Genomic DNA, 14,952 nt, shown 5'->3' with positions numbered 1-14,952 from the left:
CTCAGGACAAGCCGTCTGGCATTGAGGAGAAGCTCATGGCCGGCGCAAAAGAGATACGTAGTAAGATCGCAAGCGTCCAGAACACGCAAAAGATCACTAAAGCGATGGAGATGGTCGCCGCTTCCAAAATGCGTAAATCGCAGGATCGCATGGCGGCCAGCCGTCCTTATGCAGAGACCATGCGCAAAGTGATTGGTCACCTTGCAAACGGTAATCTGGAATATAAGCACCCTTACCTGGAAGAACGCGACGTTAAGCGCGTGGGCTACCTGGTGGTGTCGACTGACCGTGGTCTGTGTGGCGGCTTGAACATTAACCTGTTCAAAAAACTGCTGGCGGATATGAAAGGCTGGTCCGATAAAGGCGTTCAGTGCGATCTGGCACTGATTGGCTCTAAAGGCGTCTCTTTCTTTAACTCCGTTGGTGGCAACATTGTCGCTCAGGTGACCGGTATGGGTGATAACCCGTCCCTGTCCGAACTGATCGGCCCGGTTAAAGTGATGTTGCAGGCCTACGATGAAGGCCGTCTGGACAGACTGTACGTTGTCAGCAACAAATTTATTAACACCATGTCTCAGGTGCCTACGCTCACTCAGATGCTGCCGTTACCGGCATCAGAAGATGACGAGCTGAAACAGAAAGCCTGGGATTACCTGTATGAACCCGATCCGAAACCGCTGCTGGATACCCTGCTGCGTCGTTACGTTGAATCTCAGGTTTATCAGGGCGTTGTAGAAAACCTGGCCAGCGAGCAGGCCGCACGAATGGTGGCGATGAAAGCCGCGACCGATAATGGCGGCAGCCTGATTAAAGAGCTGCAGTTGGTTTACAACAAAGCTCGTCAGGCCAGCATTACTCAGGAACTCACCGAGATCGTCTCGGGGGCCGCCGCGGTTTAACCAGGTTTACGAATTACGTAGAGGATTCAAGATGGCTACTGGAAAGATTGTCCAGGTAATCGGCGCCGTGGTGGACGTCGAGTTCCCTCAGGACGCCGTACCACGCGTGTACGACGCGCTTGAGGTACAAAATGGTAACGAGAGCCTGGTGCTGGAAGTTCAGCAGCAGCTCGGCGGCGGTATCGTGCGTACCATCGCCATGGGTTCTTCCGACGGTCTGCGTCGTGGTCTGGAAGTGAAAGACCTTGAGCACCCGATCGAAGTCCCGGTAGGTAAAGCAACACTGGGTCGTATCATGAACGTATTGGGTCAACCAATCGACATGAAAGGCGACATCGGTGAAGAAGAGCGTTGGGCTATCCACCGCGCGGCACCTTCCTACGAAGAGCTGTCCAGCTCTCAGGAACTGCTGGAAACCGGCATCAAAGTTATCGACCTGATGTGCCCGTTCGCGAAGGGCGGTAAAGTTGGTCTGTTCGGTGGTGCGGGTGTAGGTAAAACCGTAAACATGATGGAGCTGATCCGTAACATCGCGATCGAGCACTCCGGTTACTCCGTGTTTGCGGGTGTTGGTGAACGTACTCGTGAGGGTAACGACTTCTACCACGAAATGACCGACTCCAACGTTCTGGATAAAGTATCCCTGGTTTACGGCCAGATGAACGAGCCACCAGGAAACCGTCTGCGCGTTGCGCTGACTGGCCTGACGATGGCTGAGAAGTTCCGTGACGAAGGCCGTGACGTTCTGCTGTTCGTTGATAACATCTACCGTTACACCCTGGCCGGTACTGAAGTATCTGCACTGCTGGGTCGTATGCCTTCAGCGGTAGGTTATCAGCCTACGCTTGCGGAAGAGATGGGTGTTCTTCAGGAACGTATCACCTCTACCAAAACTGGTTCTATCACCTCCGTTCAGGCGGTATACGTACCTGCGGATGACTTGACTGACCCATCTCCAGCCACCACCTTTGCTCACTTAGATGCAACCGTGGTACTGAGCCGTCAGATCGCGTCTCTGGGTATCTACCCGGCCGTTGACCCGCTGGACTCTACCAGCCGTCAGCTGGATCCACTGGTTGTTGGCCAGGAACACTACGACACCGCGCGTGGCGTACAGTCCCTGCTGCAACGTTACCAGGAGCTGAAAGACATCATCGCCATCCTGGGTATGGATGAACTGTCTGAAGAAGACAAACTGGTGGTAGCACGTGCACGTAAGATCCAGCGCTTCCTGTCCCAGCCGTTCTTCGTTGCGGAAGTATTCACCGGTTCTCCAGGTAAATACGTTTCCCTGAAAGACACCATCCGTGGCTTTAAAGGCATCATGGAAGGCGAATACGATCACCTGCCAGAGCAGGCGTTCTACATGGTTGGTTCCATCGAAGAAGCCGTGGAAAAAGCCAAAAAACTTTAACGCCTTAATCGGAGGGTGATATGGCAATGACTTACCACCTGGACGTCGTCAGCGCAGAGCAACAAATGTTCTCTGGTCTGGTCGAGAAAATCCAGGTAACGGGTAGTGAAGGTGAACTGGGTATTTTCCCGGGTCACGCACCGCTGCTCACCGCCATTAAGCCTGGTATGATCCGCATCGTTAAACAGTTCGGTCATGAAGAGTTTATCTATCTGTCCGGCGGCATTCTTGAAGTGCAGCCAGGCAGTGTGACCGTTCTGGCCGATACCGCTATTCGTGGCCAGGATCTCGACGAAGCGCGAGCCCTGGAATCGAAGCGTAAGGCTGAAGAGCACATTAGCAGCTCTCATGGTGACGTGGATTACGCTCAGGCGTCTGCGGAGCTGGCCAAAGCGATCGCGAAACTGCGCGTTATCGAGTTGACCAAAAAAGCGATGTAACACCGGCTTGAAAAGCACAAAAGCCAGTCTGGATCCCAGGCTGGCTTTTTTTTTCGGCCTTAATTCATGATGAAAAAGATGTAGAATTTTAAGCATCAAACGTTTTTACTTCTCACACAAACTACCGTCAGGATGCGTATGTTAAACAGTGCGATGAGCGTGGTGATCCTTGCTGCAGGCAAAGGTACCCGCATGTATTCCGATCTGCCTAAAGTGCTCCACACACTGGCAGGAAAGCCAATGGTGCAGCATGTTATTGATGCAGCTAATGAATTAGGCGCCAGCCAGGTGCATCTGGTTTATGGACATGGCGGCGATCTGCTGAAAAAAACGCTGCGTGACGACAATCTCAACTGGGTGCTACAGGCAGAACAGCTGGGTACGGGTCATGCAATGCAGCAGGCTGCACCCTTCTTCGCTGATGATGAAGACATCCTGATGCTCTACGGCGACGTCCCGCTGATCTCCGTTGAAACCCTCACTCGCCTGCGTGAAGCCAAACCGCAGGGTGGCATTGGGTTGTTAACCGTCGTGCTGGACGATCCAACCGGCTATGGCCGCATTACGCGTGAAAACGGCAAGGTAACCGGGATTGTTGAGCATAAAGATGCCACTGACGAACAGCGTCAGATTCAGGAGATCAACACCGGCATCCTGATTGCGAACGGTGCTGATATGAAGCGCTGGCTGTCCAAACTCAATAATAACAACGCGCAGGGTGAATACTACATCACCGACATCATTGCGATGGCGTACCAGGAAGGGCGTGAGATTGCTGCCGTTCATCCGGCGCGTATCAGCGAAACGGACGGGGTAAACAACCGTCTACAGCTGTCACGCCTGGAGCGTATTTACCAGTCCGAGCAGGCAGAAAAACTGTTGCTGGCGGGCGTTATGCTGCGCGATCCGGCGCGTTTCGATCTGCGTGGCACGCTGACCCACGGGCGCGACGTTGAAATAGATACTAACGTTATCCTGGAAGGTAACGTCACGCTGGGCAACCGCGTCAAAATCGGCACCGGCTGTGTGATTAAAAACAGCGTGATCGGTGACGACTGCGAAATCAGCCCGTACAGCGTGGTGGAAGATGCCCATCTTGAGGCGGCATGTACCATTGGCCCGTTTGCGCGTCTGCGCCCGGGCGCTGAGCTGCTGGAAGGCGCTCATGTAGGTAACTTCGTGGAAATGAAAAAAGCACGTCTCGGTAAAGGCTCGAAAGCCGGTCATCTGACCTATCTGGGCGATGCGGAAATTGGCGACAACGTAAACATCGGTGCAGGGACGATTACCTGTAACTATGACGGTGCCAATAAGTTTAAAACCATCATCGGTGATGACGTGTTTGTAGGTTCCGATACCCAGCTGGTGGCGCCTGTTACCGTGGGCAAAGGCGTGACCATTGCCGCCGGGACAACCGTTACGCGCGATGTGGCCGAGAACGAGCTGGTGTTAAGCCGCGTTCCGCAGGTCAGTAAGCAGGGCTGGAAACGCCCGGTGAAGAAAAAGTAACGACAATATACACCCCTCACCCTGACCCTCTCCCCATAGGGGAGAGGGGAACTGAATGGTGCGGTTTTCACCCTCTCCCCTATGGGGAGAGGGCTGGGGTGAGGGGATAACATAATCCTCCCCCCACCAGCAGTACCCATAAAAATAACCCCACTCTCTACAAGGCTCGGGGTGCCCGGAAAGGGCAAATACAGGTCAGCGACAACGCATGGCATAACGCCATAATCAGGAAATCTAACTATGTGTGGAATTGTTGGCGCAGTTGCGCAGCGTGATATTGCTGAAATCCTTCTCGAAGGTTTACGTCGTCTGGAATACCGTGGTTATGACTCAGCCGGTCTGGCTGTCGTCGATGCAGAAGGTCATATGACCCGTCTGCGTCGTCTCGGTAAAGTGCAGATGCTGGCCCAGGCGGCGGAGGAACATCCGCTGCACGGTGGCACCGGTATTGCGCATACCCGCTGGGCGACTCACGGTGAGCCATCTGAAGGCAACGCACACCCGCATGTGTCTGAACACATTGTGGTGGTGCATAACGGCATTATCGAAAACCACGAACCGCTGCGTGAAGAACTGAAAGCGCGCGGCTATACCTTCGTCTCTGAAACCGACACCGAAGTGATTGCTCACCTGGTGCACTGGGAGCTGGCACAGGGCGGTACACTGCGTGATGCGGTGCTGCGCGCTATCCCTCAGCTGCGTGGTGCTTACGGTACGGTGATCATGGATTCCCGTGACCCGTCCACGCTGCTGGCCGCGCGTTCCGGTAGCCCGATGGTGATTGGTCTGGGCATGGGTGAAAACTTTATCGCTTCCGACCAGCTGGCGCTGCTGCCGGTTACCCGTCGCTTTATCTTCCTGGAAGAGGGCGACATTGCCGAGGTGACACGTCGCAGCGTGACCGTATTCGACACGAAAGGCGAGCAGGTTAAGCGCCAGGAAATCGAATCAAACCTGCAATACGACGCGGGCGACAAAGGTGCTTATCGTCACTACATGCAGAAAGAGATCTACGAACAGCCAAACGCCATTAAAAACACCCTGACCGGGCGCATCAGCCATGGTGAAGTGGATCTGAGCGAGCTGGGCGCCAATGCCAACGAAATGCTGAGCAAAGTCGAGCACATTCAGATCGTGGCCTGCGGTACCTCTTACAACTCCGGTATGGTCTCTCGCTACTGGTTTGAATCCCTGGCGGGCGTGCCGTGCGACGTCGAAATCGCATCTGAGTTCCGCTATCGTAAATCCGCTGTGCGCCGTAACAGCCTGATGATCACTCTTTCCCAGTCTGGCGAAACGGCCGATACCCTGGCGGCGCTGCGTCTGTCTAAAGAGTTGGGTTACCTGGGTTCGCTGGCCATCTGTAACGTACCGGGCTCCTCACTGGTGCGTGAATCCGATCTGGCGCTGATGACCAAAGCGGGCACCGAAATCGGCGTCGCTTCCACCAAAGCGTTTACCACTCAGCTGACCGTTCTGCTGATGCTGGTGGCGAAGCTGGCGCGTCTGAAAGGCGAAGATGCTTCCGTTGAGCATGACATCGTTCACGGTCTCCAGGCGCTGCCGAGCCGTATCGAGCAGATGCTGTCTCAGGACAAGCGCATTGAGGCGCTGGCTGAAGATTTCTCTGATAAGCACCACGCTCTGTTCCTGGGCCGTGGCGATCAGTACCCTATCGCGCTGGAAGGCGCGCTGAAGCTGAAAGAGATCTCCTACATCCACGCGGAAGCCTACGCGGCAGGCGAGCTGAAACACGGTCCGCTGGCGCTGATCGACGCGGATATGCCGGTTATCGTGGTGGCACCGAACAACGAACTGCTGGAAAAACTGAAATCTAACATCGAAGAGGTGCGCGCCCGTGGTGGTGTACTGTACGTCTTTGCGGATAAAGATGCCGGTTTCGCCAGCAGCGACAACATGCACATCATCGAGATGCCGCATGTGGAAGAGGTGATTGCGCCGATCTTCTACACCGTACCGCTGCAACTGCTGGCTTACCACGTCGCGCTGATCAAAGGCACCGACGTTGACCAGCCGCGAAATCTGGCGAAGTCCGTTACCGTAGAATAATCCTTCCAGGCTCCGCCATCCGGTGGAGCCTTTTTTTATGACAATCCGTCATTTTCAGCTATTTTATCAGTGTCACATAAAGAAAATATTACTGAAAACAAGCTGTCATAATAATAATTAAGTTTATGATTTAACTATGGATTTTTGCTTATTTTTAAGTGAAATTTTCTTTGTCATAAAACTGTCATATTTCGTACATTTATCTGTCACCTGTTTGTCCTATTTTGCTCATCGTAGCCACTTAAACAATGATTTACGAAATCCTTGCAGGAGACATTATGAAAGTTATGCGTACCACTGTCGCAACTGTTGTCGCCGCGACCTTATCTCTGAGCGCTTTCTCTGCTTTCGCAGCAGCAAGCCTGACTGGCGCTGGTGCAACCTTCCCTGCGCCGGTGTATGCCAAATGGGCGGATACCTACCAGAAAGAGACCGGTAACAAGGTCAACTATCAGGGTATCGGCTCCTCCGGTGGCGTAAAACAAATTACCGCGAATACCGTTGATTTCGGCGCATCCGACGCTCCGCTGTCTGATGAGAAACTGAATCAGGAAGGCCTGTTCCAGTTCCCGACCGTGATCGGCGGCGTTGTGCTGGCTGTTAACATCCCTGGCCTGAAATCAGGCGAGCTGGTGCTGGACGGCAAAACCCTGGGTGATATCTACCTGGGCAAAATCAAAAAATGGGATGACGAAGCCATCACCAAACTGAACCCGGGCGTTAAGCTGCCTTCGCAGAATATCGCTGTGGTTCGTCGTGCTGACGGCTCTGGTACCTCTTTCGTGTTCACCAGCTACCTGGCGAAAGTGAACGAAGAGTGGAAATCTAAAGTCGGTTCCGGCTCTACCGTTAACTGGCCAACCGGTCTGGGCGGTAAAGGCAACGACGGTATCGCTGCCTTCGTACAGCGTCTGCCTGGCTCTATCGGCTACGTAGAGTACGCTTACGCGAAGCAGAACAACCTGGCTTACACCAAACTGGTTTCTGCTGACGGCAAACCGGTTAGCCCGACCGAAGAGAACTTCGCTAACGCCGCAAAAGGCGCTGACTGGAGCAAATCCTTCGCGCAGGACCTGACCAACCAGAAAGGCGACGATGCATGGCCTATCACGTCTACCACCTTCATTCTGGTCCACAAAGAGCAGAAGAAGCCTGAGCAGGGTGCTGAAGTGCTGAAGTTCTTTGACTGGGCATACAAAAACGGCGGCAAACAGGCGAATGACCTGGATTACGCCAGCCTGCCAGACAGCGTGGTTGAGCAGATCCGTGCTGCATGGAAAACCAACGTGAAAGACAGCAGCGGTAAAGCGCTGTACTAACAGGATATTTTTGACGAAGATGGCGGGTGGCGCGCAGCGATCCCGCCCTACGGTTCATCCTGTAGGCCCGGTAAGCGTCAGCGCCACCGGGCATATTCGTAAGACGTCTCATAAAGAAGAGTAATTTATGGCTGCAACCAAGCCTGCATTTAACCCTCCGGGTAAAAAAGGTGACATGATTTTCAGCGCGCTGGTGAAACTGGCTGCGCTGATTGTGCTATTGCTGCTGGGCGGCATTATCGTGTCCCTCATTTTCTCCTCCTGGCCGAGCATTCAAAAATTTGGTTTCGCCTTCCTGTGGACCAAAGAGTGGGATGCGCCGAACGATATTTACGGTGCGCTGGTGCCGATTTACGGCACGCTGGTGACCTCTTTTATCGCTCTGCTGATTGCGGTGCCGGTAAGCTTCGGTATTGCCCTGTTCCTGACGGAGCTGGCGCCGGGCTGGCTGCGACGTCCGTTGGGTATCGCCATTGAATTGCTGGCGGCCATCCCAAGTATCGTTTACGGCATGTGGGGCCTGTTTATCTTTGCTCCGCTGTTTGCGACGTACTTCCAGGAGCCGGTGGGTAATGTTCTCTCCGCCGTTCCGTTTGTGGGGGCCCTGTTCTCTGGCCCGGCATTCGGTATCGGTATTCTGGCGGCTGGCGTGATACTCGCCATCATGATTATTCCGTACATTGCGGCGGTCATGCGCGATGTCTTCGAACAAACCCCGGTGATGATGAAAGAGTCGGCCTACGGCATCGGCTGCACCACCTGGGAGGTTATCTGGCGCATCGTCCTTCCGTTCACCAAAAATGGGGTGATCGGCGGCATCATGCTGGGCTTAGGCCGCGCGCTGGGTGAAACCATGGCGGTGACCTTTATCATCGGCAACACCTACCAGCTCGACAGCGTGTCGCTCTACATGCCGGGGAACAGTATTACCTCTGCGCTGGCGAACGAATTTGCCGAAGCGGAATCCGGGCTGCACGTCGCAGCGCTGATGGAATTGGGTCTGATCCTGTTTGTTATTACCTTTATTGTGCTGGCTATCTCCAAGCTGATGATTATGCGTCTGGCTAAAAACGAGGGGGCACGCTAATGGCGACTCTCGACATGCAAAACACCGCTCAGCTTGCGGAATCTCGTCGCAAAATGCAGTCAAAGCGCCGGATTAAAAACCGCATTGCGCTGACGCTTTCCATGGCCACGATGGCGTTCGGCCTGTTCTGGCTGATCTGGATCCTGATGTCCACCATCACCCGTGGTATTGATGGAATGTCCCTGGCGCTGTTCACCGAGATGACGCCGCCGCCAAACACGGCGGGTGGTGGTCTGGCAAACGCCCTGGCGGGCAGCGGCCTGCTGATCCTGTGGGCGACCGTTTTCGGTACGCCGTTGGGCATCATGGCGGGTATCTATCTGGCGGAGTATGGCCGCAAGTCCTGGATCGCTGAAGTCATCCGCTTTATTAACGACATTCTGCTTTCTGCCCCGTCGATTGTGGTAGGTCTGTTTGTTTACACCATCGTGGTGGCGCAAATGGAACACTTCTCCGGCTGGGCGGGTGTGATTGCGCTGGCGCTGTTGCAGGTGCCTATCGTTATTCGTACCACTGAAAACATGCTGAAACTGGTGCCGGACAGCCTGCGTGAAGCGGCTTACGCGCTGGGCACGCCGAAATGGAAAATGATTTCGGCGATCACCCTGAAAGCGTCCGTCTCGGGGATCATGACCGGTATCCTGCTGGCTATCGCCCGTATCGCTGGTGAAACCGCACCGCTGCTGTTTACCGCCCTCTCCAACCAGTTCTGGAGTACGGACATGATGCAGCCGATCGCCAACCTGCCGGTGACGATCTTTAAATTTGCGATGAGCCCATTCGCGGAATGGCAGCAGCTGGCCTGGGCCGGGGTGCTGATCATCACCCTTTGCGTACTGTTGCTGAACATTCTGGCGCGCGTCATTTTCGCGAAGCAGAAACACGGTTAAATTTTTACGGCGCGGCACATCGCGGCGCCGAATGAGGAAATGAGTCAATGAGTATGGTTGATACTGCCCCGGGTAAGATTCAGGTTCGTGATTTGAACTTCTACTACGGCAAATTCCATGCCCTGAAGAATATCAACCTGGATATCGCGAAGAACCAGGTCACGGCATTTATCGGTCCGTCTGGCTGTGGTAAATCCACGCTGCTGCGCACCTTTAACAAAATGTATTCGCTCTATCCGGAGCAGCGCGCAGAAGGTGAAATTCTGCTGGACGGTGACAACATCCTGACCAATACCCAGGATATCGCCCTGCTGCGTGCGAAAGTGGGGATGGTGTTCCAGAAACCCACGCCGTTCCCGATGTCGATCTATGACAACATCGCCTTTGGTGTGCGTCTGTTTGAGAAGCTCTCCCGTGCGGATATGGACGAGCGCGTGCAGTGGGCATTGACCAAGGCCGCATTATGGAACGAAACCAAAGATAAACTTCACCAGAGCGGGTACTCTCTCTCCGGTGGTCAGCAGCAGCGTCTGTGCATTGCGCGCGGTATCGCCATTCGCCCGGAAGTCTTGCTGCTGGATGAGCCGTGCTCAGCCCTTGACCCGATCTCAACCGGGCGTATCGAAGAGCTGATCACCGAGCTGAAGCAGGATTACACCGTGGTGATCGTCACTCACAACATGCAGCAGGCTGCCCGTTGTTCTGACCACACGGCGTTTATGTACCTGGGCGAGTTGATTGAGTTCAGCGATACGGACGCGCTGTTCACCCGTCCTGCGAAGAAACAAACCGAAGATTATATTACTGGCCGCTACGGTTGATTTGCCTTAGTGCATGTGGAGAAACCATGGACAACCTCAATCTTAATAAACACATTTCCGGCCAGTTTAACGCAGAGCTGGAAAGCATTCGCACCCAGGTGATGACCATGGGCGGCATGGTCGAGCAGCAGCTTTCTGATGCGATTACGGCAATGCACAACCAGGACAGCGAGCTGGCGAAGCGCGTTATCGAAGGCGATCACAACGTCAATATGATGGAAGTCGCCATCGACGAAGCGTGCGTGCGCATCATTGCCAAGCGTCAGCCAACCGCGAGCGACCTGCGTCTGGTAATGGCGATCATCAAAACTATCGCCGAGCTGGAGCGTATTGGTGACGTGGCGGATAAAATCTGCCGCACCGCGCTGGAGAAATTCTCCCAGCAGCACCAGCCGCTGCTGGTGAGCCTGGAGTCTCTCGGTCGCCACACCGTGCAGATGCTGCACGATGTGCTGGACGCTTTCGCGCGCATGGATCTGGACGAAGCGGTCCGTATCTATCGTGAAGATAAGAAAGTTGACCAGGAATACGAAGGCATAGTGCGTCAGCTAATGACCTACATGATGGAAGATTCCCGTACCATTCCAAGCGTGCTGACCGCGCTGTTCTGCGCGCGCTCAATTGAGCGTATTGGCGACCGCTGCCAGAACATTTGCGAATACATCTTCTACTTCGTGAAGGGACAGGATTTCCGTCACGTGGGCGGCGACGAGCTGGACAAGCTGCTGGCGGGTAAAGATCCGAAAGAGTGATGTGTGTGGCGGGTGGCGCTATCGCTTACCCGCCCTACGATCCTTGTAGGCCGGATAAGCGTTAGCGCCATCCGGCTTTGTTTTTTCAGCGAGTAATATCCCACCCGCGCGCCTTCCACAGTTCCGGCAGCTGCGCCAGGTCTGTAAAGGTCGTCACTTTTGGATGATCGATCGGCTTGTTGTGCGGATCGGCGCAGAAGTAAAACACCTCCATCCCCGCATCAATCCCCGACTGCGCGCCCGCAGACGAGTCATCCACCAGGATGCAGTTCTCCACGTTGACGTTCATCGCCTTCGCCGCGTGGAACATCAATGCCGGATCCGGCTTCCAGCGCTGGATATCGTAGCCGCTGAACAGTTTTTCCGGGAAGTGGTGCAACATGTCCAGCTTGCCGAGTGAATGCTGCATTTTGCTGACCGGGCCGTTAGAGACCACGCAGATCGGCACCGTCATCGCATCCAGCAGCGCGTTAGCGCCGGCGATAACTTCCAGCTCGGCGTCGAAGAGGCGTGCGACCTCGGCGCGGTACACCGGTTCCAGATCCGCTTTCGCCAGATCCACCCCGTGCTCTTCGTTAATGATGTCGATGATCTCGTACAGCTTCACGCCCTTAAAGCGTTTAAACACCTCTTCGAGATCGAGCGTAATGCCAAATTCCTGGAACATGGCGACATACGCGCGGGAACAAATGACCTCACTGTCGACCAGCGTACCGTCACAGTCGAAAAATACCGCTTCAATTCCGGACATGCCTTTCCCTTTTAACAAGTTTAACGTTTACGTACGACAGTTTAACGAGACGCAATCGTTGCCGTATAAGCAAAATCAATGAAAAAAGTATCCCGTAACCGCCACTATTGTCGCATTTTGGTATAGGATAGCGACGAATTTTCCCTCCTTGTTCGGAAATTGATGATGAGTCAACAACACACTACCCAGACATCTGGTCAGGGGCTGCTTGAGCGCGTGTTCAAACTGCGCGAGCACGGCACAACGGCACGCACCGAAGTGATCGCCGGTTTTACTACCTTCCTGACGATGGTCTATATCGTTTTCGTTAACCCGCAAATTCTGGGCGTGGCTGGCATGGACACCAGCGCCGTCTTTGTTACCACCTGTCTGATCGCGGCGCTTGGCAGCATCCTGATGGGCGTTTTCGCTAATCTGCCCGTGGCGTTGGCCCCGGCAATGGGTCTGAATGCGTTCTTTGCGTTCGTGGTGGTTCAGGCGATGGGCCTGCCGTGGCAGGTCGGGATGGGCGCTATTTTCTGGGGCGCGGTCGGCCTGCTGCTGCTGACCATCTTCCGTGTGCGCTACTGGATGATTGCGAACATTCCCGTGAGCCTGCGCGTGGGTATCACCAGCGGTATCGGTCTGTTTATCGGCATGATGGGGCTGAAAAACGCTGGCGTAATCGTGGCGAACCCGGAAACGCTGGTGAGTATTGGTAACCTGACCTCTCACAGCGTGCTGCTGGGCGTGCTGGGCTTCTTTATTATCGCGATCCTGGCGTCGCGTAACATCCACGCTGCGGTGCTGGTCTCTATCATCGTGACCACGCTGCTGGGCTGGATGCTGGGTGACGTGCATTACAGCGGTATTGTCTCTGCGCCACCGAGCGTTTCTACCGTGATTGGTCACGTTGATCTGGCGGGCTCGCTGAACCTGGGTCTGGCCGGAGTGATTTTCTCCTTCATGCTGGTCAACCTGTTTGACTCCTCCGGTACGCTGATTGGCGTGACGGACAAAGCGGGTCTGGCGGACGAGAAAGGCAAATTCCCGCGCATGAAGCAGGCGCTGTATGTGGATAGCATCTCGTCCGTTGCGGGTTCTTTCATCGGCACCTCGTCTGTTACCGCTTACATTGAATCCTCTTCCGGCGTGTCCGTGGGTGGCCGTACTGGCCTGACGGCGGTAGTCGTGGGTCTGCTGTTCCTGCTGGTGATCTTCCTCTCTCCGCTGGCGGGGATGGTGCCACCGTACGCGGCAGCTGGCGCGCTGATCTACGTCGGCGTGCTGATGACCTCGAGCCTGGCGCGCGTGAAGTGGGAAGATCTGACGGAAGCCGTTCCGGCGTTTATTACCGCGGTGATGATGCCGTTCAGCTTCTCGATCACCGAAGGTATCGCGCTGGGCTTTATCTCGTACTGTGTGATGAAGATCGGTACCGGCCGTTTCCGCGAACTCAGCCCGTGCGTGATGATTGTGGCGCTGCTGTTTGTGCTCAAGATTGTGTTTATTGACGCGCACTAAGGTGCGGTTTGTGGTGTCAGGTGGCGCTTCGCTTACCTGACCTACTGATGAGTGTAGGCCCGGTAAGCGCTAGCGCCACCGGGCTTTTTTATCAGCTTTTAACCCGCTTAATATAATCCCCAAACGCGGTCAACTGACCAGAGAGATGATCACGCGTACTCTGATCCACCACTTCACCCGTCTGCGGGTCGACTTTGTTCTGAATCACGCCGCCCATAAATTCCGGCTTGTTCATCAACATCGCATCCAGGAACACCAGGATCTGTCGCAGGTGATACTGGCAGCGCGCACCGCCGATGGCGCCCATTGAGCTGGTCTGGATCAGCACCGGTTTGCCTGACAGCGGCTGCTCCGGTAAACGGGATAACCAGTCAATCGCGTTCTTCAGACCCCCCGGAACCGAGTAGTTATATTCTGGCGTTACAATCACTACACCATCAGCCTGACGGATCTGCTCGGCTATCGCCTCCACGCTGTGCGGGAACCCTTCTTCCTGCTGAACGTCAGCATCATAAAGCGGGATGTCGCCAATAGACGGCAGGGCGCTGATCTCCATTCCCGCAGGCGCCAGCTGTGGCAGCGTGCGCGCTACCATCCCGTTAAACGAACCTTTGCGCAGGCTTCCCAGTAACGTAACAACTTTCAACGTATCAGACATGATTACTCCTGTTTCATCATGATGACCCTGGACGGATCAGCTATGGGTGTATGCTTTTTCTACCGGTAAACTGGTTAATCGCATCAGGCGCGCGGCGGGCTCGTTGGCGCGCTCAGGTACATCCGGAAGACTACGCCAACCGCGAATACTGTCAAACTCCCAGATTTTCAGCCGTTCGATGGCGGGGCTCACCGCAACGGACCAGATCAGTACGTCCTCAGCGTCGCTGAGCGCCACTACCAGCGACGCTTTCGCGGCACGCAGGCGTCCGGAGCCGGGAAGCAGCTGCAACAGGCTGGCGTCGTCTGATGCCGCGCCGCTCAGTTTACGGATGCTCTGGCGAAGGGTGATGAGCTGCGCTCTGGCTTCTACGGGATCGTTCTGGTTACGTATCCACAGCTTTTCATTGCTGGAGAGCGGGTATTCATCGAGCGCGTTAGCACCATGGAAGCTGCGCGTGACGCGTTGCAGCTCCATATCCAGGCCGCAATCACCTTCAGTCGTCAGCGCGACGCCAACAATGTTGCCGGTATACGCAATGGAAAAATGGGGAAGTGCCGGATCCGCAAAAACCGGGCGACCTTCTGGCTGGGTGAGTATGTCCGGTAATTCGCTGGTGCCGTACAGCATAAAAAGCAGTTCTGCGAGGAGCGCTCTGGAAGCTAAAAACCGCGTCCTGCGGTGTTCAGGTAGTTTGAGCGCCTCACTGTGACAGGCTGAAGAAATTCTGGCCGATACGAGATGCCCTTCCGTTAATGTTCCTCGTGCAAAGTGCGTAGCCATTTTTCGCTCCCTGATAATGGTCGTAGTCGGTTAAACGGTTACATGATTATCGCTTA

14 protein-coding genes are annotated in these 14,952 nt (G+C 54.9%); 11 read left to right on the top strand and 3 right to left on the bottom strand.

Annotated features, from left to right (window positions below):
• Nucleotides 1-35 precede the first annotated feature (35 nt).
• From atpG to phoU, 10 genes are all read left to right on the top strand, one after another.
• Entirely contained in the window at nucleotides 36-899 is an 864-nt protein-coding gene (gene atpG, locus L350_RS03090) for a F0F1 ATP synthase subunit gamma (protein ID WP_003862364.1), read from the top strand.
• A 31-nt stretch (nucleotides 900-930) separates the two neighbouring features.
• Nucleotides 931-2,313 carry a F0F1 ATP synthase subunit beta gene (gene atpD, locus L350_RS03095; protein ID WP_003862362.1) on the top strand — a complete coding sequence of 461 codons (1,383 nt, stop codon included), beginning with the start codon at nucleotides 931-933 and terminating at the stop codon, nucleotides 2,311-2,313.
• A 20-nt stretch (nucleotides 2,314-2,333) separates the two neighbouring features.
• A complete protein-coding gene (locus L350_RS03100; protein ID WP_006177560.1) occupies nucleotides 2,334-2,753 on the top strand; it encodes a F0F1 ATP synthase subunit epsilon in 420 nt (139 codons plus the stop codon).
• 138 nt (nucleotides 2,754-2,891) lie between these two features.
• Nucleotides 2,892-4,262, top strand: a complete 1,371-nt coding sequence (gene glmU / locus L350_RS03105; protein WP_023298943.1) for a bifunctional UDP-N-acetylglucosamine diphosphorylase/glucosamine-1-phosphate N-acetyltransferase GlmU — start codon at nucleotides 2,892-2,894, stop codon at nucleotides 4,260-4,262.
• A gap of 240 nt (nucleotides 4,263-4,502) precedes the next feature.
• Nucleotides 4,503-6,332, top strand: coding sequence for a glutamine--fructose-6-phosphate transaminase (isomerizing) (gene glmS / locus L350_RS03110; RefSeq protein ID WP_032626716.1), 1,830 nt, complete (start codon nucleotides 4,503-4,505; stop codon nucleotides 6,330-6,332).
• Nucleotides 6,333-6,610: 278 nt separating this feature from the next.
• Nucleotides 6,611-7,651, top strand: coding sequence for a phosphate ABC transporter substrate-binding protein PstS (gene pstS, locus L350_RS03115; protein WP_022649876.1), 1,041 nt, complete (start codon nucleotides 6,611-6,613; stop codon nucleotides 7,649-7,651).
• Nucleotides 7,652-7,778: 127 nt separating this feature from the next.
• A complete protein-coding gene (pstC, locus tag L350_RS03120; protein ID WP_022649877.1) occupies nucleotides 7,779-8,738 on the top strand; it encodes a phosphate ABC transporter permease PstC in 960 nt (319 codons plus the stop codon).
• Nucleotides 8,738-9,628 (top strand): phosphate ABC transporter permease PstA, encoded by an 891-nt coding sequence (gene pstA, locus L350_RS03125; protein WP_022649878.1) that lies wholly within the window; start codon nucleotides 8,738-8,740, stop codon nucleotides 9,626-9,628. The genes pstC and pstA overlap by 1 nt, the downstream gene beginning before the upstream one ends.
• A 47-nt stretch (nucleotides 9,629-9,675) precedes the next feature.
• Nucleotides 9,676-10,449, top strand: a complete 774-nt coding sequence (gene pstB, locus L350_RS03130; RefSeq protein ID WP_003861154.1) for a phosphate ABC transporter ATP-binding protein PstB — start codon at nucleotides 9,676-9,678, stop codon at nucleotides 10,447-10,449.
• Nucleotides 10,450-10,475: 26 nt separating this feature from the next.
• A complete protein-coding gene (gene phoU / locus L350_RS03135) occupies nucleotides 10,476-11,201 on the top strand; it encodes a phosphate signaling complex protein PhoU (RefSeq protein ID WP_003861153.1) in 726 nt (241 codons plus the stop codon).
• Nucleotides 11,202-11,286: 85 nt separating this feature from the next.
• Here phoU and yieH read toward each other — a convergent pair whose 3' ends face one another.
• A complete protein-coding gene (gene yieH, locus L350_RS03140; protein WP_022649879.1) occupies nucleotides 11,287-11,952 on the bottom strand; it encodes a 6-phosphogluconate phosphatase in 666 nt (221 codons plus the stop codon).
• A gap of 165 nt (nucleotides 11,953-12,117) precedes the next feature.
• Here yieH and adeP point away from each other — a divergent pair, with 165 nt between their 5' ends.
• Nucleotides 12,118-13,455 (top strand): adenine permease AdeP, encoded by a 1,338-nt coding sequence (gene adeP, locus L350_RS03145; protein ID WP_139152660.1) that lies wholly within the window; start codon nucleotides 12,118-12,120, stop codon nucleotides 13,453-13,455.
• 91 nt (nucleotides 13,456-13,546) lie between these two features.
• Here adeP and L350_RS03150 read toward each other — a convergent pair whose 3' ends face one another.
• Both L350_RS03150 and L350_RS03155 read right to left on the bottom strand, forming a co-directional pair.
• Nucleotides 13,547-14,113 carry an NADPH-dependent FMN reductase gene (locus tag L350_RS03150; RefSeq protein WP_032626714.1) on the bottom strand — a complete coding sequence of 189 codons (567 nt, stop codon included), beginning with the start codon at nucleotides 14,111-14,113 and terminating at the stop codon, nucleotides 13,547-13,549.
• 36 nt (nucleotides 14,114-14,149) lie between these two features.
• The gene (locus L350_RS03155) at nucleotides 14,150-14,896 is read right to left on the bottom strand and encodes a 4'-phosphopantetheinyl transferase family protein (RefSeq protein WP_032626712.1); all 747 of its coding nucleotides are present in this window, start codon (nucleotides 14,894-14,896) and stop codon (nucleotides 14,150-14,152) included.
• Nucleotides 14,897-14,952 lie beyond the last annotated feature (56 nt).

Source organism: Enterobacter sp. MGH 4 (genome assembly GCF_000534735.1).
Lineage (GTDB): Bacteria > Pseudomonadota > Gammaproteobacteria > Enterobacterales > Enterobacteriaceae > Enterobacter > Enterobacter intestinihominis.
The sequence above is the reverse complement of the archived record's forward strand: the minus strand, read 5'-3'. Positions and strand labels throughout refer to the sequence as shown.